Annotated in this window: 11 protein-coding genes; 5 read left to right on the forward strand and 6 right to left on the reverse strand. The window is 60.4% G+C overall.

Annotation, left to right across the window (positions count from 1 at the left end):
- Positions 1-196: 196 nt before the first annotated feature.
- Positions 197-2,314 (forward strand): bifunctional diguanylate cyclase/phosphodiesterase, encoded by a 2,118-nt coding sequence (locus CAF65_RS02900; protein WP_085714932.1) that lies wholly within the window; start codon positions 197-199, stop codon positions 2,312-2,314.
- Between the two features lie 85 nt (positions 2,315-2,399).
- Positions 2,400-3,146, forward strand: a complete 747-nt coding sequence (locus tag CAF65_RS02905) for an SDR family oxidoreductase (protein WP_057397634.1) — start codon at positions 2,400-2,402, stop codon at positions 3,144-3,146.
- A 167-nt stretch (positions 3,147-3,313) separates the two neighbouring features.
- Here the strand turns inward: CAF65_RS02905 and mapR are convergent, their stop codons facing one another.
- Positions 3,314-4,723 carry a GntR family transcriptional regulator MpaR gene (mapR, locus tag CAF65_RS02910; protein WP_085715230.1) on the reverse strand — a complete coding sequence of 470 codons (1,410 nt, stop codon included), beginning with the start codon at positions 4,721-4,723 and terminating at the stop codon, positions 3,314-3,316.
- Between the two features lie 137 nt (positions 4,724-4,860).
- Entirely contained in the window at positions 4,861-6,273 is a 1,413-nt protein-coding gene (ccoG, locus tag CAF65_RS02915; RefSeq protein WP_085714933.1) for a cytochrome c oxidase accessory protein CcoG, read from the reverse strand.
- A gap of 520 nt (positions 6,274-6,793) precedes the next feature.
- Between ccoG and CAF65_RS02925 the strand changes: the two genes are divergently transcribed.
- The 3 genes from CAF65_RS02925 (at position 6,794) to glgB (ending at position 14,431) form a co-directional block, all read left to right on the forward strand.
- The gene (locus CAF65_RS02925) at positions 6,794-8,788 is read left to right on the forward strand and encodes an alpha-1,4-glucan--maltose-1-phosphate maltosyltransferase (protein WP_085714935.1); all 1,995 of its coding nucleotides are present in this window, start codon (positions 6,794-6,796) and stop codon (positions 8,786-8,788) included.
- A gap of 67 nt (positions 8,789-8,855) precedes the next feature.
- Positions 8,856-12,197 carry a maltose alpha-D-glucosyltransferase gene (gene treS, locus CAF65_RS02930; protein ID WP_085714936.1) on the forward strand — a complete coding sequence of 1,114 codons (3,342 nt, stop codon included), beginning with the start codon at positions 8,856-8,858 and terminating at the stop codon, positions 12,195-12,197.
- A 2-nt stretch (positions 12,198-12,199) separates the two neighbouring features.
- The gene (gene glgB, locus CAF65_RS02935) at positions 12,200-14,431 is read left to right on the forward strand and encodes a 1,4-alpha-glucan branching protein GlgB (protein WP_085714937.1); all 2,232 of its coding nucleotides are present in this window, start codon (positions 12,200-12,202) and stop codon (positions 14,429-14,431) included.
- Between the two features lie 83 nt (positions 14,432-14,514).
- Here the strand turns inward: glgB and CAF65_RS02940 are convergent, their stop codons facing one another.
- The 4 genes from CAF65_RS02940 to glgX form a co-directional block, all read right to left on the reverse strand.
- Positions 14,515-15,582 (reverse strand): autotransporter outer membrane beta-barrel domain-containing protein, encoded by a 1,068-nt coding sequence (locus CAF65_RS02940; protein WP_085714938.1) that lies wholly within the window; start codon positions 15,580-15,582, stop codon positions 14,515-14,517.
- Positions 15,583-15,944: 362 nt separating this feature from the next.
- Positions 15,945-16,709, reverse strand: coding sequence for an endonuclease/exonuclease/phosphatase family protein (locus tag CAF65_RS02945; RefSeq protein WP_085714939.1), 765 nt, complete (start codon positions 16,707-16,709; stop codon positions 15,945-15,947).
- A 113-nt stretch (positions 16,710-16,822) separates the two neighbouring features.
- Positions 16,823-17,581, reverse strand: a complete 759-nt coding sequence (locus tag CAF65_RS02950; protein ID WP_085714940.1) for a PIG-L deacetylase family protein — start codon at positions 17,579-17,581, stop codon at positions 16,823-16,825.
- Positions 17,582-17,797: 216 nt separating this feature from the next.
- Positions 17,798-19,960 carry a glycogen debranching protein GlgX gene (gene glgX, locus CAF65_RS02955; protein WP_085714941.1) on the reverse strand — a complete coding sequence of 721 codons (2,163 nt, stop codon included), beginning with the start codon at positions 19,958-19,960 and terminating at the stop codon, positions 17,798-17,800.
- Positions 19,961-19,977: the final 17 nt, after the last annotated feature.

Here is a 19,977-nt window from a genome sequence, read left to right on the forward strand (position 1 = left end):
AAGCTCGCTCCCACAGGTTTAGGCAGGCGTCAGCAGCTTGAAGGGAGTTAATGTAAATCCTTAAAACAAGCGTTTCATCGGACTGATGGCCTTTTGCTTATTTTGTGAGTGCGTTCTCAATCGGAATCAGTACAATCGCCGCATTTGCCCCAGCGAGAATCAATACCATTAAAGGGGGCATTCGCGAGAAGTCCCCATGCTCATCGGTAGCTATTCCCCCACCCTGGTCATCATTTCGCTCTGCGTAGCGATTCTCGCCTCATATACCGCACTCGACCTGACCGGACGCATTGCCACGGCCAAAGGCCGCGCCGTGCATTTGTGGACCGCAGGCGGGGCCATTGCCATGGGTATCGGCATCTGGTCGATGCACTTTATCGGCATGCTCGCGTTCAAGTTGCCGATCGATCTGGGGTACGACGGCACGATCACCCTGTTGTCGCTGCTGATCGGAGTACTTTCCAGTGGTTTTGCGCTGTGGCTGGTCAGCCAACCGCAATTGCCGGCCTGGCAACTGGCCTTTGGCGCGTTGGTCATGGGCGCCGGCATCAGCGCGATGCACTACACCGGCATGGCTGCCATGCGCATGCAACCGGGCATCGACTACGATCCGACGCTGTTCGGCGCCTCGCTTCTGATCGCTGTCGGGGCATCGGGCGCGGCATTGTGGATCGCATTCCATTTGCGCCAGCACACGCCTTATGTCCGTCTGATCCGTGGCGGGGCCGCCGTGATCATGGGCATCGCCATCGTCGGCATGCACTACACCGGGATGGCCGCCGCACGCTTTGCCGATGGCAGTTTTTGCGGGGCGGCGGTCAATGGCCTGACTGGCAAGGGCCTGGACAACCTGGTGCTGGTCACCACGCTGGCCGTGCTGAGCATTGCCTTGCTGACCTCGATCCTCGATGCACGCCTGGAAGCCCGCACCGCGAGCCTGGCCCAGTCGCTGACCGAGGCCAACCGTGAACTGACCCAACTGGCCCTGCACGACACCCTGACCGGGTTGCCGAACCGGATGCTGCTCGCCGATCGTATCGATCAGGCGATGTCGCGGGTCTGTGAAGAGGGTGGCTGCTTTGCCCTGATGTTCATTGATCTGGACGGCTTCAAACCGGTCAACGATGCTTTTGGCCACCACATGGGTGATCTGCTGTTGCGCGAAGTGGCCAAGCGCCTGCGCGAAGACTTGCGCAGCCAGGACACCCTGGCGCGGATCGGCGGCGATGAGTTCGTGTTGCTGGTGCAATTGAGTGAACAGATTGACGCCTTGAACCTCGCGGCACGTCAGGTCGGGTTGATCGGGCGCGCGTTTCGGGTTGCCGAACATGATTTGCACATTTCAGCCAGCGTCGGCATTGCGCTCTACCCGGGTAATGGGCAGTCCGCCGAGGAATTGCTGATGAACGCCGATGCGGCGATGTATCACGCCAAGGGCGCGGGTAAAAACGGCTACAGCTTTTTCGATGCCTCGATGAACAGCAATGCCCGCAAACAGCTGCAATTGCTGCAGGACTTGCGCAATGCCGTGGAACAACAGGAGTTCAGCCTGCATTACCAGCCCAAGTTCGACGCTGCCAATGGCCGGCCGGTGGGCGCCGAAGCCTTGTTGCGCTGGGAGCACCCGACGCACGGGATGCTGTTGCCGGACAAATTCATCGAGTTGGCGGAAAAAACCGGGCTGATCATTCCGATCGGCGAGTGGGTGCTCAACGAAGCGTGCCGTCAGATGCGCGAGTGGTATGTGCTGGGCTACACCGATTGGCGCATCGCGGTGAACCTTTCGGCCATTCAGTTTTGCCATTCCGGGCTGGTCCAGAGCGTCGCCAAGGCCCTGGCGACTCACCATCTGCCGGCCAACAGCCTGACCCTGGAAATCACTGAAACCACCGCCATGAGCGATGCCGACGCGAGCATGACGGTGCTTCAGGAACTGTCGGAAATGGGCGTCGACCTGTCCATCGACGATTTTGGCACTGGCTATTCGAGTTTGATGTACCTCAAGCGCCTGCCGGCCAACGAACTGAAGATCGACCGCGGTTTTGTCCGCGACCTGGAGCGCGACAGCGATGACGCCGCCATCGTTTCGGCCATCGTGGCCCTGGGGCAGGCGCTGGGGTTGCGCATCGTCGCCGAAGGGGTAGAGACGGGGGTGCAGCAGGACTTCCTGACGCAACTCGGTTGCGATTCGTTGCAGGGTTACCTGCTGGGGCATCCGCTGCCGGCCGCGGGTTTCATGGTGGAAATCCATCGCGGGGAGCAATTGGTCGAGCAGTTGAAAGCCAGTGCCGAGCGCGAGATGTCGATGACATGACAGCTGATGTGTAGCCATGCAAAAACCGTCAATGGCGGTTATTCTTGCCCCGACCGCTTAAGCTTTGAATTGGGGGAAAGCTCGCATGGACAAAGTCATCGTCATCACTGGCGGCAGCCGCGGCATTGGTGCCGCCACCGCCCTGTTGGCCGCCGCGCAGGGCTATCGGATCTGCATCAACTACCAGGCTGATGAACAGGCGGCTCTCGGCGTGCTGGAACAAGTCCGCGCCCTCGGTGCGCAAGCCATTGCAGTACGGGCCGACGTCAGCATCGAAGACGAAGTCATTGCGCTGTTCAATCGGGTAGACAGTGAACTGGGCCGGGTCACCGCGCTGGTGAACAACGCCGGCACCGTCGGGCAAAAGTCCCGGGTCGACGAAATGTCCGAGTTCCGCATTCTCAAAATCATGAAAACCAACGTCCTGGCACCGATCCTCTGCGCCAAGCACGCGATCCTGCGCATGTCGCCCAAACACGGCGGGCAGGGCGGCAGCATCGTCAACGTGTCCTCGGTGGCCGCGCGTTTGGGCTCACCCAACGAGTATGTCGACTACGCCGCCTCCAAAGGCGCGCTGGACACCTTCACCATCGGCCTGTCCAAGGAAGTGGCAGGCGAGGGTATTCGCGTCAACGCCGTGCGTCCCGGCTACATCCATACCGATTTCCATGCCTTGAGCGGTGACCCGGATCGGGTCAGCAAACTGGAATCGGCGATTCCGATGGCACGGGGCGGGCGGCCTGATGAAGTGGCGGAGGCGATCGTCTGGTTGCTGTCGGACAAGGCGTCTTATGCGACGGGGACGTTTGTGGATCTGGGGGGCGGGCGTTGATCTAAGGTTTGCGTTGTCGGTTCTGGCCCCTTCGCGGTCAAACCGGATCGCCGCACCGCCGCTCCCACAGTGGATCAGCGGTGTTCACAGATCTCGTGTTCACGAAGGAACCCTGTGGGAGCGGCGGTGCGGCGATCCGACTTGCCCGCAAAGGCAATATCTAACCCTCAAAACGACCGCACAATCCGCCCCAGCGTCTCCATCGCCTTCTCCGCAGTCTCATCCCAAGGGCTGCCATAATTCAACCGAATACAATTCCTGAACCGCTGCGCCGGGGAAAAGATCGGCCCCGGTGCAATGCTGATGCCTTGCGCCAGTGCCATCTGGAATAACTTCAGCGAATCCATCTGCTCCGGCAATTCCAGCCATAAGAAGTACCCGCCCGCTGGTTGGCTGACCCGTGTCTGTGCCGGGAAATACCGGGCGATGGCGGCGAGCATGGCGCTTTGCTGGTCTTCCAGCGCGTGGCGCAGTTTGCGCAGATGCCGGTCGTAGCCCCCGTGTTGCAGGTAGTCGGCAATAGCCGCTTGGGCAGGCATCGAGGCGCACAGCGAGGTCATGAGTTTCAGTCGTTCGATTTTCTGCGCATAACGCCCGGCGGCGACCCAGCCGATGCGGTAACCGGGGGCCAGGCTCTTGGCGAACGAGCCGCAATGCATCACCAACCCTTCGGTGTCGAAAGCCTTGGCAGGTTTTGGCGCTTGCTGGCCGTAATACAACTCTGCGTAGACATCGTCCTCGATCAGCGGGACTTGATGATTGCGCAACAGCTCAACAAGCTCCTGTTTCTTCGCCTCGGGCATAGTCGCGCCCATGGGGTTCTGGAAGCTGGTCATGCACCAGCAGGCCTTGATCGGATACCGCTCCAGGGTTTGCTCAAGCACGCCCAAGTCGATGCCATCGCGCGGGTGCACCGGGATTTCCACGGCTTTGAGTTTCAGCCGTTCAAGCACTTGCAGGCAGGCGTAGAACGCCGGGGCTTCGATGGCCACCAGGTCCCCGGGCTGGGTCACCGCTTGCAGGCACAGGTTGAGGGCTTCCAGCGCACCATTGGTGATCAGCAATTCCTCCATCGGCAGCATCAGCCCGCCGACCATGTAGCGCAGGGCTATTTGCCGGCGCAGTTGCGGGTTGCCCGGCGACATATCGGTGACAACCATGCGCGGGTCCATTTCGCGGCTGGCACTGGCCAGGGAGCGGGACAGGCGTTGCAGGGGAAACAGCGTCGGGCTGGGGAACGCCGAGCCGAAGGGCACGGTGTTCGGGTCCTTGATCGAGTCGAGTACCGAGAACACCAGTTCGCTGACGTCGACTTCGGTGGACTCGTTGACCTGATTGCTGATCACCGGCTCTGAAAACGGCCGTGGTGCATGGGCGTTGACGAAGTAGCCGGAGCGCGGACGGGCGCGGATCAGTCCACGACGTTCCAGCAGGTAGTAGGCCTGGAACACCGTCGACGGGCTGACGCCGTAGGTCTGGCTGGCGTAGCGTACTGACGGCACACGCTGGCCCGGACCGAGGACGCCGGTGCGGATCAGTTCTGCGATATCGTCGGCGAATTTTTCGTAGCGTTTCATCAATAGCCCGATTGAGGTCATACAGGAAATCGAGGTGACTTCATCGCGGGCAAGTCGAACCGTCGCACCGCCGCTCCCACAGTTATTGCGCTGTTTTTTGTGGGAGCGGGCTTGCTCGCGAATGGCAGTGTAATGGCTTAGCGATTCGTCGGCGCAACAAACCGGCTCTTCGCCACGCTGTAGACGCCAGGCTCATCACTGTCGACCACCTTGAAGCCGAGGCTCTGCGAACTGCTGGCCGGACGCTCCGTGAGCATCACCACCGACACCGGCACATCGACGATCTCGCCTGGTGCCAGGCTCAACAAGGTCTTGCCCTGTAACTCGAAACCGTCGGCATCGACCAGTTGCAATTGATAGTCCTGACGCTGTTGGGTCTTGTTGATCACTTTCAGACTGTAGATGTTTTCGATCTGCCCCTGGCTGTTCTCGCGGAACAGACCGCGGTCCTTGCTGACATCGAGCGAGACCATCGGCCGTTCCATCAGCGCCACCACCAGTGCGGCGATCATCACCAGCAGTACGGTGGTGTAGCCGATCAGGCGCGGGCGCAGCAGGTGCGTCTTGCCACCCTGCAACTGGTGCTCGGAGGTATAGCTGATCAATCCTCGGGCGTAGCCCATCTTGTCCATGATCGAATCACAGGCGTCGATGCAGGCGGCGCAACCGATGCACTCCATCTGCAAGCCATCGCGAATGTCGATGCCGGTCGGGCAGACCTGAACGCAGAGCTGGCAATCGATGCAGTCGCCCAGGCCGACTTCGGCGGGTTTGACCTCGCGTTTGCGCGGGCCACGGTTTTCGCCTCGGGCCACGTCGTAGGAAATGGTCAGGGTGTCCTTGTCGAACATCACGCTCTGGAACCGCGCGTAGGGGCACATGTGCATGCACACCGCTTCACGCAGCCACCCGGCATTGATGTACGTGGCGCCGGTAAAAAACAGCACCCAGAACAGGCTGACGCCGCTCAGTTGAAAGGTCAGCAGCTCCTCGGCCAAGGGCCGGATCGGCGTGAAGTAGCCGACGAAGGTCAGGCCGGTCAACAGGCTGATGGTCAGCCACAAGGTGTGTTTGGCCGCGCGCCGCATCAGTTTGTTCAGGCCCCAGGGCGCGGCTTGCAACTTGATCCGCTGGTTGCGTTCGCCTTCGGTGATTTTCTCGCACCACATGAAGATCCACGTCCACGAACTTTGCGGGCAGGTGTAGCCGCACCAGACACGCCCTGCGAGCACGGTGATCGCAAACAGACCGAACGCGGCGATGATCAGCAGCGCCGAAAGCAGGATGAAGTCCTGTGGCCAGAAGGTCGCACCGAAGATATGGAACTTGCTTTCGGAAAGATCCCAGAGTACCGCCTGGCGATCGCCCCAGTTCAGCCACACGGTGCCGAAGAACAGCAAAAACAGAAACCCCGCGCCGCTGATGCGCAGGTTGCGAAACAGCCCGGTGAAGCTGCGGGTGTGGATCAGGTTGTCGCTGGTTCTGGCCTTCATCTTTGGATGCGAAGGCTCGAATGTTTCTACGGTTCGGACGGGGATTCTCTCGCTCATGGTCTTTCGCTCATCAGCCTCCATCAGGCATGAGCACTATGAGCGGCGATCTGTTTGCATAACAGACTCAGGTATTGCATTAAAAAGCGGATCAGATGGCGATGATCGCATGGCCTGCGACAACTTGAAGCACCCGCTGCACAAAGGTGCAAACGCCTATGCGTGGGTGTTGATCAACGTCAGTCAAATCAGCGAATCACTGTCGGTGGCTTTCAAGTACTGGCGTCACGGCCGGGCTGGGCAGGGAGGCGACGGCGGTGTTCAGTACGTTGTTAGCGTTGGGGCAGCCGGGAATGGATTGTTCATCGTTCAGGTCTCCGGTGGCACATGGCGTGAGTCGTGCTTAAGTAGGTGGACGGGTTGGTTGACTGCTGCGCGATGGGTTTTATTGCGCAAATTGCTGATGAACTTTCACGGTGGCTGTCGCTCGGAACCTAAGTGAGTGAATCCCGAGGTGAATGGCCTGCCGGGGTGGCGAACTGACACAAGCGCGTCCATGGGGCGTAAGGAGAGAGGCTCGATGACGGCTGAAAAACCGACTGAGTTGAGCTACAACCCGCACATGCCGCTGTCGCAGGCGCTGTTGCTGCCGCGTATTGTCATGGAAAACATCATGCCGACCCTTGAAGGCGGGCAGTTCGCGGTCAAGGCCGTGGTGGGGCAGGATGTGGTGGTGACGGCCAAGGTTTTCGCCGACGGGCATGACAAGCTGGCAGTTCGCGTGCGCTGGCGGGCCGAAGACGAGGACGTCTGGCAAGGCGCTGTCATGAACGATCTGGGTAACAACGGTTGGCAAGGGCAGTTCCGTGTCGACAGCCAGGGTCGCTATCTGTTCTGTATCGAAGCCTGGATCGATCAGTTCGCCAGTTTTCGCCATGAGCTGGAAAAGAAACATGCGGCAGCGGTGCCCGTCAGCCTGGAATTGCAGGAAGGGCGGATTCATGTGCAACAAGCCGCCGAACGCAGCGAAGGGCAACTCAGCGAGCAATTGGCAGCTTTGCACCATGAACTGTCAGGATTGCTTGAAGCCGAGCAGGTCGCACTGTTTTTGCACCAGCGTAGTGCCGACCTCATGGCTCGCGTCGAACACCGTGCATACTTGAGCCTGAGCCCGGAATACCCGGTGGATGTGGAACGCGAACTGGCACAGTTCGCCAGTTGGTATGAGTTGTTCCCGCGTTCGATCACCGACAGTCCGGCGCGCCATGGCACTTTCAATGACGTGCATTCACGGCTGGCGATGATCCAGGACATGGGTTTCGATGTGCTGTATTTCCCGCCGATCCATCCGATCGGGCGCAGCTACCGCAAAGGCCCGAACAACGCCCTGACGGCGGGCCCCGATGATCCGGGCAGCCCTTATGCGATCGGCAGTGAGGAGGGCGGGCACGAGGCGATTCACTCGCAGTTGGGTACCCGCGACGACTTCCGGCGACTGGTGGCGGCCGCTGCGGCCCATGGCCTGGAAATCGCCCTCGATTTCGCCATCCAGTGTTCCCAGGACCATCCGTGGCTCAAGCAACATCCTGGCTGGTTCAACTGGCGACCCGACGGCACGATCAAGTACGCGGAGAACCCGCCGAAGAAGTACCAGGACATCGTCAACGTCGACTTCTATACCCCCGAGGCGATTCCGAGCCTGTGGGTGGAGTTGCGCGATATCGTGGTGGGCTGGGTCGAGGAGGGCGTGAAGATTTTCCGCGTCGATAACCCGCACACCAAGCCGTTGCCGTTCTGGCAATGGCTGATCGCCGATGTACGGGCGTTGTACCCCGAGGTGATCTTCCTCGCCGAAGCCTTTACCACCCCGGCAATGATGGCGCGTCTGGGCAAGGTCGGTTACTCCCAGAGCTACACCTATTTCACCTGGCGCAACACCAAGGCCGAACTGGCGAGCTACTTCAGTGAACTCAACGAGTCGCCGTGGCGCGAGTGCTACCGGCCGAATTTTTTCGTCAATACACCGGACATCAACCCTGCGTTCCTGCATGAATCCGGGCGTCCCGGGTTCCTCATTCGCGCCGTGCTGGCGACCATGGGTTCGGGCCTGTGGGGCATGTATTCGGGTTTCGAGCTGTGCGAGTCGGCGCCGGTGCCGGGCAAGGAGGAGTACCTCGACTCCGAGAAGTACGAAATCCGCCCCAGGGACTTCAATGCGCCGGGCAACATCATTGCCGAGATTGCCCAGCTCAACCGCATTCGCCGACAGAACCCGGCGTTGCACACGCATCTGGGCCTGAAGGTCTACAACGCCTGGAACGACAACATCCTGTATTTCGGTAAACGCAACACCGACGGCAGCAACTTTATTCTGGTGGCGGTCAGTCTCGACCCGCACAACGTGCAGGAGGCGAACTTCGAGTTGCCGTTGTGGGAAATGGGCTTGCCTGACGACGCCAGTACCCAGGGCGAAGACTTGATGAATGGCCATCGCTGGACCTGGCACGGCAAGTACCAGTTCATGCGGATCGACCCGGCGTACCAGCCGTTCGGGATCTGGAGAATCACCGCATAGACCTGAAAGGTCCCTGGCCACAGAGAGTCTCATCCTGTGGCCAGGTCGAATTGACCAGGAGTTTCAAATGGCGAAGAAACCCAAGGCAGCCACGTTCATCAAGGACCCGCTCTGGTACAAGGACGCGGTGATCTATCAAGTTCACGTCAAATCGTATTTCGACTCCAACAACGACGGAATCGGCGACTTTCCCGGCCTGATCGCCAAGCTCGACTACATCGCCGACCTGGGCGTCAACACCATCTGGCTGTTGCCGTTCTATCCCTCGCCACGGCGCGACGATGGTTATGACATCGCCGAGTACCGCGGCGTGCACAGTGACTACGGCACCATGGCCGATGCCAGGCGGTTCATTGCCGAGGCGCATAAACGTGGCCTGCGGGTGATCACCGAGCTGGTCATCAACCACACGTCGGACCAGCACCCGTGGTTCCAGCGCGCACGCAAGGCCAGGCCCGGTTCGGCAGCGCGGGACTTCTACGTGTGGTCCGATGACGATCAGAAGTACGACGGCACCCGGATCATTTTCCTCGACACCGAAAAGTCCAACTGGACCTGGGACCCGGTTGCCGGCCAATACTTCTGGCACCGTTTCTACTCCCACCAGCCGGACCTGAATTTCGATAACCCGCAAGTCATGAAAGCGGTGCTGTCGGTGATGCGCTACTGGCTCGACATGGGCATCGATGGCTTGCGTCTGGACGCGATTCCCTACCTGATCGAACGCGACGGCACCAACAACGAGAACCTGCCGGAAACCCATGACGTCCTCAAAAGGATCCGCGCGGAAATCGACGCCAACTACCCCGACCGCATGCTGCTGGCCGAGGCCAATCAGTGGCCGGAAGACACCCGGTTGTACTTCGGCGAAACCGATAGGAAAGGCCTGAACGGCGACGAATGCCACATGGCTTTTCACTTCCCGTTGATGCCGCGCATGTACATGGCACTGGCCCAGGAAGATCGCTTCCCGATCACCGATATTCTGCGCCAGACCCCGGATATTCCCACCAACTGCCAATGGGCAATCTTCCTGCGCAATCACGATGAGCTGACCCTGGAAATGGTCACCGACAAGGAACGCGACTATCTGTGGAATTACTATGCCGCCGACCGTCGCGCGCGGATCAATCTGGGGATTCGTCGCCGTCTGGCACCATTGGTGGAGCGCGACCGCCGTCGGGTCGAGCTGCTCAACAGCCTGCTGCTGTCCATGCCCGGCACGCCGACCCTGTACTACGGCGACGAAATCGGCATGGGCGACAACATCTACCTTGGCGACCGCGATGGTGTGCGCACGCCGATGCAATGGTCCATCGACCGCAACGGCGGTTTCTCCCGCGCCGACCCGGCCAGCCTGGTGCTGCCACCGATCATGGACCCGCAATACGGTTATCTGTCGGTCAACGTCGAAACCCAGGCCGGCGACCCGCATTCGCTGTTGAACTGGACCCGGCGCCTGCTGGCCGTGCGCAAGCAATCCAAGGCTTTCGGGCGCGGTACGTTGAAGATGCTTTCACCCAGCAACCGGCGGATTCTGGCCTACACCCGTGAGTACACCGGGGTGGACGGCAAGCACGAAATCATTCTGTGTGTGGCCAACGTGTCGCGCAGTGCCCAGGCCGCCGAGCTGGACTTGTCGGCCTACGTCGGCATGGTGCCGGTGGAAATGCTCGGGGGTAATGCGTTCCCGCCTATCGGCCAGCTGAATTTCCTCCTGACGCTGGCGCCTTACGGCTTTTACTGGTTCGGCCTCGCCGCGGAAAACCAGATGCCGAGCTGGCACGTGGAGCCCGCACAAAGCCTGCCCGACTTCACCACGCTGGTGCTGAAAAAACGCATGGAAGAACTGCTCGAAGCGCCGTCGAGGACCACGCTGGAACAAAGCATCCTGCCGAACTGGCTGCAGAACCGCCGCTGGTTTGCGGGCAAGGACGCCGCCATCGAACAGGTCGATCTGGCCTATGGCGTGCGGTTCGGCGATCCGCAGTATCCGGTGCTGTTCAGTGAGATCAATGTCACGTGCGGTGGCCAGAGCAGCCGCTACCAATTGCCGTTCGGTTTTATCCCGGAGGACCAGGTCGGTACGCCGTTGCCGCAGCAATTGGCGTTGTCGCGGGTACGGCGCGGACGCCAGGTCGGCTTGATCACCGATGCCTTCAGCCTGGAAACTTTTGTGCATGCCGTATTGCAGGGCATTCAGGCCGGCACAGTGTTGGCTTCCAGCGATGGCGACATCCACTTCGAGTCCACCGCGGAGCTTGAAAAACTCGGCCTCAATGCCGAGTCGTCGGTGCGCTACCTGTCCGCCGAACAGTCCAACAGTTCGGTGGTGATCGGCAACAGCCTGGTGCTGAAGTTGATCCGCAAGGTCGCCTCCGGGGTACATCCTGAACTGGAAATGAGCGCGTACCTGACGCAAGCCGGGTTCAGCAATATTTCGCCATTGCTGGGTGCCGTGGTGCGTCGGGATGCAGCGGGTGAGGACAACTTGCTGATGATTGCCCAAGGCTATCTGAGTAATCAGGGTGACGCCTGGGAATGGACCCAGAACAATCTCGAGCGGGCGCTTCGCGATGAGCTGGCCGACGCCGTGTCCGGGCAGGAGCAACATTACAACGCGCTCGGCGAACTGAAAGATTTCGCCGCTATGCTCGGTCAGCGCCTGGGGGAAATGCATCTGGTACTGGCAGCGCCGGGTACCCACCCGGATTTCTTGCCGCAGGTCACCACGCAGAAGGAAGCGCTGGCCTCGGCCAAGGATGTCGCGGCGCAAGTCGAGCATGCGCTGAACTTGCTCAAGCAACATGAAAATCAACTGAATACGGCGGACCAGATACTGGTCAACCATTTGCTGGACAACAAAAAAGCCATTCTTGGTCATGTGCAAGCGTTGGGCAAAAAGACTGCGGGCGGCTTGCGCATTCGCGTGCATGGCGACCTGCATTTGGGGCAGGTGCTGGTGATCAAGGGCGATGCCTATCTGATCGACTTCGAAGGTGAACCGGCACGGCCGTTGCAGGAAAGACGGGGCAAGCACAGCCCGTACAAGGATGTCAGCGGCGTGCTGCGTTCCTTCGACTATGCGGCGGCGATGGCGATCAACGTGCAGGGCGTCGACAACACGGCCGCGGCCGCTGCCGCGCGTTTGCGGGTCACCGAGCGCTACCTGAGCGAAGCGCGGCAAGCATTTGTCGACGCTTATCGGCTGGCGGCAGCTAGTCTTGCCCATGCATGGCAAGATCCCGAAGGCGAGGACGCCGCGCAGGCGTTGTTCGGTCTGGAGAAGGCGGCGTATGAAGTGGCCTATGAGGCGGAAAATCGCCCTACCTGGTTGCCCGTGCCGTTGCACGGTTTATATGGATTATTGAGTGGGCTTAAACCCTTTTCCGATCTTGATGGAGAGTAGTCATGAGTGTCTCGAACAAGGAACAGGGTTATCACAAAGAAGCGCTACTGCCCAGCGCACGGGATATCGATGCATTGGTGCGCGCCGAGCATATCGATCCCTTCGCCATTCTCGGCTCTCATGGTGATGGCGTCGGCGGGCAGTTCATTCGCGCTTATCTGCCGGGCGCCCTGGGTGTGGAAGTACTGGCCAGGGATTCGGGCGAAGCGCTTGGAAAGCTTGAAGCCACTGAGACGCCGGGGTTGTTTGTCGGGCATTTCGGCCCTGTGCAAGGGTACCTGCTGCGCACCCGTTGGGCTGGCGGCGAGCAAACGGCCGAGGACCCTTACAGCTTTGGCCCCTTGCTGGGCGAAATGGACTTGTACCTGTTTGCCGAAGGCAATCACCGTGACCTCAGCGGGTGCCTGGGCGCACAACTCAAGACCGTGGACGGCGTCGATGGCGTGCGTTTCGCCGTGTGGGCGCCGAATGCCCGACGGGTTTCGGTGGTCGGAGATTTCAACGTCTGGGACGGGCGCCGGCATCCGATGCGCCTGCGTCATCCCACCGGTGTCTGGGAGTTGTTCATCCCGCGCCTGCAAGCGGGCGACGCCTACAAATACGAGATTCTCGGCGCCCACGGCATTCTGCCGTTGAAGGCAGATCCCATGGCGCTGGCCACCAGCCTGCCACCGGACACCGCCTCGAAAGTCGCTTCCCCATTGAAAGTCGACTGGCAGGATCAGGACTGGATGATGGGCCGGGGCGATCGCCAGCGGGTGACGGCGCCATTGTCGATCTACGAGTTGCACGCCGGCTCGTGGCAATGCGAGCTGGACGACCTCGGCGAAGTGGCCCGCCAGTATACCTGGCCCGAACTGACCGAGCGCCTGATTCCCTATGTAAAAGACCTGGGCTTCACCCACATCGAACTGATGCCGATCATGGAGCACCCGTTCGGCGGTTCGTGGGGTTATCAGTTGCTGTCGCAATTCGCGCCGAGTGCACGATATGGCACGCCGGACGAGTTCGCCGCGTTCGTCAACGCCTGCCATGTGGCCGGGCTCGGGGTGATTCTCGACTGGGTGCCGGCGCATTTCCCTACCGATACCCACGGCCTGGCCCAGTTCGACGGCACGGCGCTGTACGAGTATGGCAACCCGCAGGAGGGCTTCCACCAGGATTGGGACACGCTGATCTACAACCTGGGACGTACCGAAGTGCACGGCTACATGCTGGCGTCGGCGCTGCACTGGCTCAAGCATTTCCATGTCGACGGTCTGCGGGTCGATGCGGTGGCCTCGATGCTATACCGCGACTATTCGCGCAAGGCTGGCGAATGGGTGCCGAACCGCCACGGCGGCCGGGAGAACCTGGAAGCCATCGACTTCCTGCGCCATCTCAACGACGTAGTGGCCCTGGAAGCGCCCGGTGCACTGGTGATCGCCGAAGAATCCACCGCATGGCCGGGCGTCAGCCAGGGCACGCAGCAGGGCGGCCTGGGCTTTGCCTACAAATGGAACATGGGCTGGATGCACGATTCACTGCATTACATCCAGCAGGACCCGGTGTACCGCGCCCATCACCACAACGAGCTGAGTTTCGGCCTGGTGTACGCCTGGTCCGAGCGCTTCATCCTGCCGATCTCCCACGACGAAGTGGTGCACGGCAAACACTCGCTGATCGACAAGATGCCCGGCGACCGCTGGCAGAAATTCGCCAACCTGCGGGCCTACCTGAGTTTCATGTGGGCGCATCCGGGCAAGAAGCTGCTGTTCATGGGCTGCGAGTTCGGCCAGTGGCGCGAGTGGAACCATGACCAGCAACTGGACTGGTACCTGTTGCAATACTCCGAGCACAAGGGCGTGCAGAAACTGGTGGCCGACCTCAATCGCTTATACCGCGAAGAGCCGGCGCTGCATGAGCAGGACGATGTGCCGCAGGGTTTCCAATGGCTGATCGGCGATGACGCGATCAACAGCGTTTATGCATGGTTGCGCTGGAGCAAGGATGGCAAGCCACTGCTGGTGGTGGCCAACTTTACCCCGGTGCCACGCGAGGCTTATCGCGTCGGGGTGCCGTTTGCCGGGCAGTGGAACGAGGTGCTCAACAGCGACTCGTCGATCTATGCCGGTTCCAATTACGGCAATAGCGGCGGGGCAGTGGCCAAAGAAACGCCGAGCCATGGGCAGGCGTTGTCGTTGGTGCTGAATCTGCCGCCGTTGGCGGTGTTGATGTTGAGGCCGCAGGGCTGATCCGAAGTCGGCGGTGCTGCCTTTTGCAAGCAGGTCGGATTGCCGCACCTGCTCGCGAAGGGGCCAACCTGACCAACACTCCTTCACCAGCGCATCCGTATACCCAGGCTGCCAATCAACCCGTTCAGGTCGTTGTCATCCACATCGCTGCTGTAGTCCGCGCTGACGTAAAAACTCACGGTCGGCGTGACTCTGGCGACCAGGCCCAGGCCCAGTTCGACGGTCGAGGAGTTGCGGCTGCTGCTGATCTTGTCGACCTGATCGAGGGTCACGCTGTTGCCGGTGTACACCGTATGCCACAAGTTGGTCCGCACGTAAGGTTCGACCGGCAGGCCGTTGATGTCGTAACTACCTTTCAAGTGCGCACCGACCCGGCCACTCCACGAAGTCAGATCAGTGGAAGACGCATTGCCCGAATTGGCAAACGGGGCGTCCAGGGTGATGCGCTGATTGATCAACTGTGCCTGGGGCTCAATCACCCAGTTTTCGCCAAGGCCGATGGGAATGCCACCTTCCACCGACAGCGTTACCGCGCTGCCCTCGGTGGCTCTTCGGGTCCCTTGCTCGTTGCGGCTGAAGCCGCTTAGCCGACCACCGCTGGCGGTCAGGTCGACGTGCCAGCCTTGTGGTCCGGTCAGGCTCCAGTAGGCGCCGAGGCTTTGCCCCTGGAGGTTGAGCGTGTCGCTATTGGCGTCGGACATTACCGGGTTGATCTGCGCGCCGTTGTTGTTGAGATGGAACTGACTCGTACCGCCGACCAACCCGATCCTATGCGTATGGCCACTGGCGCTCTGTAGGGTGAGGATCGCCGGGCCTTTGAATTCGTGGGTGCCGGGAACGGCCAGCTCCAGGGAAAGGAAATCGGTTTGTGCCTGGCGAGAAGGTTGGCCGTAGAGTTGGTCCCAGGCCGTGGGCGCGGCATCTTCGGTGGTCAGGTTCGAACTTCGCAGATCGGGATGAGCGCTGAACTGACCGGGGTACGTTACTGCAAGGGTAGACAGATTGAGCGTCGGGATGTCCTGGCGATACCACGGCGTTGTTTCTTGTTCGGCAGGGGCGGCTTGTATTTCCAGGGAGGAGCACAACAGGATTGAACTCGACACGGTGCGAAAAGCGACTTTGATCTCTTCTGAGGTGAGTGAAGTTTTCATGGAGGTCTACCTTGCAGGCGCATGCGGCATCTTGCTCTGGCGTCTCTCCTACCCCGAATGAGGGGCGACCGAATGGGATAGGACTCGCCACCGACTGCCCGTTTTTACGGGAATCTGAGGCGGGTCCTGATGGCAAATCCGGGGGTAGTAACGTGAAGTCAAGAAGAGCGAAACGGTCGCGTCAAGAAGACGGCCGATAAGTGGAAAAGGTTTAAGTGCCTGATTTATGGCGTGTCTCCAAGCTCTTGTTTGTTCGACGGATCGTCCAAAAAATCTCGGGACAGAGTGCCTTGAGGCCCTTGCCACTTCACCCGGACTCCCGCGTTACCGAATGTTCCCCGTTGTCGGGTTTCGGCAGCGATTCAAAGATGCACTTCCACCGCCAAAGGCAAATGGTCGGAAAGATGCGTCCACGGCTTGTGCCCGAGTATTTTCGGCTCATGGCTGCTGGCATTGCGCAGGTAGACGCGATCGAGGCGCAACAAGGGAAACCGCGCGGGGTAGGTTTTGGCCGGACGACCAAGGTGGCGTTCGAAAGCTTCGTGCAAGTCATCGCGACGGACCAGGGCGGCGTTGCCTTGCATCTGCCAGTCGTTGAAGTCGCCGGCAATGATCACCGGCGCCTGCTCAGGCAGGGACTCTAGGAGCTGGCAGAGTAACTGCAATTGCAACTGACGATGGCTTTCCAGCAGGCTGAGGTGCACGCAGATGGCGTGGACTGCGCTATGCCCCGGCACGTCCAGCACGCAGTGCAGCAAGCCGCGACGTTCCGGGCCGGTGATGGAAACATCCAGATTCCGATATTCGCGGATCGGGTATTTCGACAGCAAGGCGTTGCCATGATGACCATCGGGATAGACGGCGTTGCGCCCATAGGCGAAGTCGTTCCACATGCTGTCGGCAAGGAATTCATATTGCGAGGTTTGCGGCCAATCGTTGTAGCGGGAGGTGTGGCGGTCGTGCTCGCCGACGACCTCTTGCAGGAACACCAGGTCTGCCGACGTGCTACGTACCGCTTCACGTAACTCGGGGAGGATGAAGCGCCGGTTGAGTGCGGTAAAACCCTTGTGGGTGTTGACCGTCAGCACGCGAAGCCGATGAATCGCCGGGGGGGTGTTCAATGGCATTGATTCGGCTACCTGCGGTTTTGAATGACTGGCCACATGCACTCCTCTGATCAGGGCTGCTTATGTATGCGACTGATGCAACAGCAGGCAGTTCAGTCTGATGGGATGCGCTTTCAAACCAGCACGATTTCATAAGGCAAACGGATACGCTCCAGCAGCGTCCGGGGCAGCAACGGTGCAAGGCCGATGGCCGGTTCGCCGTCGAGTTGGCTGGCGTAGGCGTGGGTGGCGTGGCTCTTGCGGGCGACGGTCCAGGTATCGAGGCGCACCTTGCGTGCACGATGCCAGGGGATCAGCTCCCGGTCCCGTACCGGCCAGTGCCAGGCCCAGAGCGGTACGTCGTTATAGGTTGCCCCTGCACTGGCCGCCGCCTTGGCGCTGGCGCGACCAACGGTGTCGTGGTCGACATTGCCGTCCTCGCGCCAGGTGCTGAAGACCACATCACCGGGGCGCAGGTAACGCGTGATGAAGCGGGCGATCTGTTCTTCGTGTTCCACCAGGGCGTTGTCGGTAAACCCGCCCCGTATCCACTTCAGGCTGTGCATCGGCAACCCGAGTCGGCGTATGGCTTCGACGCTTTCCTGGGGACGGAATACGCTGAGGCGTTTTTCCGACCATTGCACAGAGCCCGGATGGCTGGCGCTGCCGTCGGTGATCGAGATCAATTGCAGTGGGTGGCCCAGGTTGCTGAGTAATTGCAACAGGCCGCCGCAGGTCACGACTTCATCGCCGGGGTGCGGAGCAACGAGCACCGCGCGTGCGCCAGTGGGTACCAGGGATTGGGGGCTGATGACCGGAATGCTGTCCAGTTGCGGGGCACTGTTCCAGATCTGTGATGGCAGGCTGGTTTCACTGACGGAAACGGATTTCATGGGTACTACGTCCTTGTTCTGCTTCGCCTTCAGTCGTACGCGATTCAGGCCCGGCAGACCCGTGAGGGCTCGTTGATGACAATGTGCGCCAAGCCAAACCCTGGATTGCCGCGCATCGAGTATTGCTCATGTAACGCTATTCGTCGCATCGCGAACCTGACCAATATTATTTTTCCGCTCTACGGCAGTGGCGCCGTGAATTCCTGAGCCTCGTCGCTACTCCTCATCCTCATGCTGCAACTCGAACAGCAGCAATGAGCGGCCGGTGACCGAGTACTCGTGGCCAAACTCGAAGCGCTCCTGGCCGCGGATCGACGGTTGGTTGGTGTCGATCATGCACGTCCAGAAACCACCGTCGGGCACTTCCGGTAGCCGGAAATTGACGATGTCGTGATGCGCGTTGACCACCAGCATCAACGTTGCGTCGGCGCCTTTGCGGCGAATGCCGGTTTCCTGGGCGCGGCCATCGAGCAGCATGCCCAGGCATCGATTGTGCACGTCGTGCCAATGCTCGGTGGTCATTTGTGTACCGTCCGGCGCCAGCCAGGTCACGTCCTTGACGCCAATGTCCTCGTTGTAATTACCCACCAGAAAACGCCCGCGGCGCAGGACCGGGTACGTCAGGCGCAACTTGATCAGGCGTTTGACGAACTTGAGCAGGGTTTTGCCGTCTTCGCTGAGGTCCCAGTTGATCCAGCCGATCTCGCTGTCCTGGCAGTACGCATTGTTGTTGCCGTCCTGGGTGCGGGCAAACTCGTCGCCAGCCACCAGCATCGGCGTGCCCTGTGCCAGCAGCAGGGTGGCGAAGAAATTGCGCATCTGCCGATGGCGCAGCGCGTTGATCTCGGGATCGTCGGTGGGGCCTTCGACGCCGTGGTTCCAGGACAGGTTGTTGTTGCTGCCGTCCTGATTGTTCTCGTCGTTGGCTTCGTTGTGCTTGTCGTTGTACGACACCAGGTCATTGAGGGTGAAGCCGTCATGGGCGGTGACGAAGTTCACCGATGAGTAGGGGCGGCGGCCACGTTGATTGAACATCTCGCCGGAGGCGGTCAGGCGGCTGGCAAAGTCCGCCAGTTGCCCGTCGGCGCCTTTCCAGAAAGCGCGCACGGTGTCGCGGAATTTGTCGTTCCACTCGACCCAGCCCGGCGGAAAATTGCCAACCTGATAACCGCCGGGGCCGCAGTCCCATGGTTCGGCGATCAGTTTGACCTGGCGCAGCACAGGGTCCTGGCGGCAGGCGACGAGGAAACTGTGGCGTTCGTCGAAGCCATCGTGATAGCGCCCGAGGATGGTCGCCAGGTCGAAACGAAAGCCGTCCACATGCATTTCCGAAGCCCAGTAGCGCAGGGAGTCGGTGACCATTTGCAGCACGCACGGATGGCTCAGGTCCAGGGTGTTGCCGGTGCCGGAATCGTTGATATAGAAGCGCTTGTCATCCGGTTTCAGGCGGTAGTAGGACGCATTGTCGATGCCGCGCATGGACAGGGTCGGGCCTTGCTCGTTGCCCTCGGCGGTGTGGTTGTAGACCACGTCGAGGATCACCTCCAGATTGGCTTCGTGCAGGTGCGCGACCATTTCCTTGAATTCGGCAATCTTGCCACTGGCCAGGTAACGCGGGTCGGGGGCGAAGAACGCAATGCTGTTGTAGCCCCAATAATTGGTCATGCCCTTGTGCAACAAATGCTGATCATTGACGAACGCGTGGATCGGCAGCAGCTCCACTGACGACACGCCGAGCTTGCGGATGTGCTCCATCACGTCATCGACCATCAACCCGGCAAACGTCCCACGTACGTTTTCGGGAACCGAGGGATGACGCATGGTGAAGCCGCGCACATGGGTTTCATAAATGATCGTCTTGTCCCACGGCACGCTGACGCGGTGGTCGTGGCCCCAGGTGTGCGCGGGGTCGATGACCTTGCATTTGGGCACGAAGGGCGCGCTGTCCCGTTCATCGAAACTGAGGTCGGCGTCGGGGTGGCCAATGGTGTAGCCGAATAGCGCTTCGGACCATTTCAGCTTGCCGACCAGTTGCTTGGCGTAGGGGTCGATCAGCAGTTTGTTGGGGTTGAAGCGGTGGCCGTTGGCCGGGTCGTACGGACCATACACGCGGTAGCCATAAATCAGCCCGGGATGAGCATCGGGCAAATAGCCGTGATAGATCTCGTCGGTGTATTCGGGCAGTTCGATGCGTTCGAGTTCCACCTCGCCGGTGTCGTCGAACAGGCACAGTTCAACCTTGGTGGCGTGGGCGGAAAACAGGGCGAAGTTGACTCCCAGTCCGTCCCAGGTGGCACCCAGCGGGAAGGGCAGCCCTTCACGGATTCGTGTGGCTTCGGCACGTGGGGGCGGCGCGGCGGTTTTCTTCGGACTGGTCATAAGTGCTCCTGCAAACT

This window comes from Pseudomonas sp. B28(2017) (assembly GCF_002113025.1).
Taxonomy (GTDB): domain Bacteria; phylum Pseudomonadota; class Gammaproteobacteria; order Pseudomonadales; family Pseudomonadaceae; genus Aquipseudomonas.

Coding starts and splice junctions, on each gene's coding strand:
- ccoG (WP_085714933.1), bottom strand. CDS start 6,273: ATGAGCGAGAGAATCCCCGTCCGAACCGTAGAAACATTCGAGCCTTCG.
- glgX (WP_085714941.1), bottom strand. CDS start 19,960: ATGACCAGTCCGAAGAAAACCGCCGCGCCGCCCCCACGTGCCGAAGCC.
- CAF65_RS02950 (WP_085714940.1), bottom strand. CDS start 17,581: ATGAAATCCGTTTCCGTCAGTGAAACCAGCCTGCCATCACAGATCTGG.
- glgB (WP_085714937.1), top strand. CDS start 12,200: ATGAGTGTCTCGAACAAGGAACAGGGTTATCACAAAGAAGCGCTACTG.
- CAF65_RS02945 (WP_085714939.1), bottom strand. CDS start 16,709: ATGCCATTGAACACCCCCCCGGCGATTCATCGGCTTCGCGTGCTGACG.
- CAF65_RS02925 (WP_085714935.1), top strand. CDS start 6,794: ATGACGGCTGAAAAACCGACTGAGTTGAGCTACAACCCGCACATGCCG.
- treS (WP_085714936.1), top strand. CDS start 8,856: ATGGCGAAGAAACCCAAGGCAGCCACGTTCATCAAGGACCCGCTCTGG.
- CAF65_RS02900 (WP_085714932.1), top strand. CDS start 197: ATGCTCATCGGTAGCTATTCCCCCACCCTGGTCATCATTTCGCTCTGC.
- mapR (WP_085715230.1), bottom strand. CDS start 4,723: ATGAAACGCTACGAAAAATTCGCCGACGATATCGCAGAACTGATCCGC.
- CAF65_RS02940 (WP_085714938.1), bottom strand. CDS start 15,582: ATGAAAACTTCACTCACCTCAGAAGAGATCAAAGTCGCTTTTCGCACC.
- CAF65_RS02905 (WP_057397634.1), top strand. CDS start 2,400: ATGGACAAAGTCATCGTCATCACTGGCGGCAGCCGCGGCATTGGTGCC.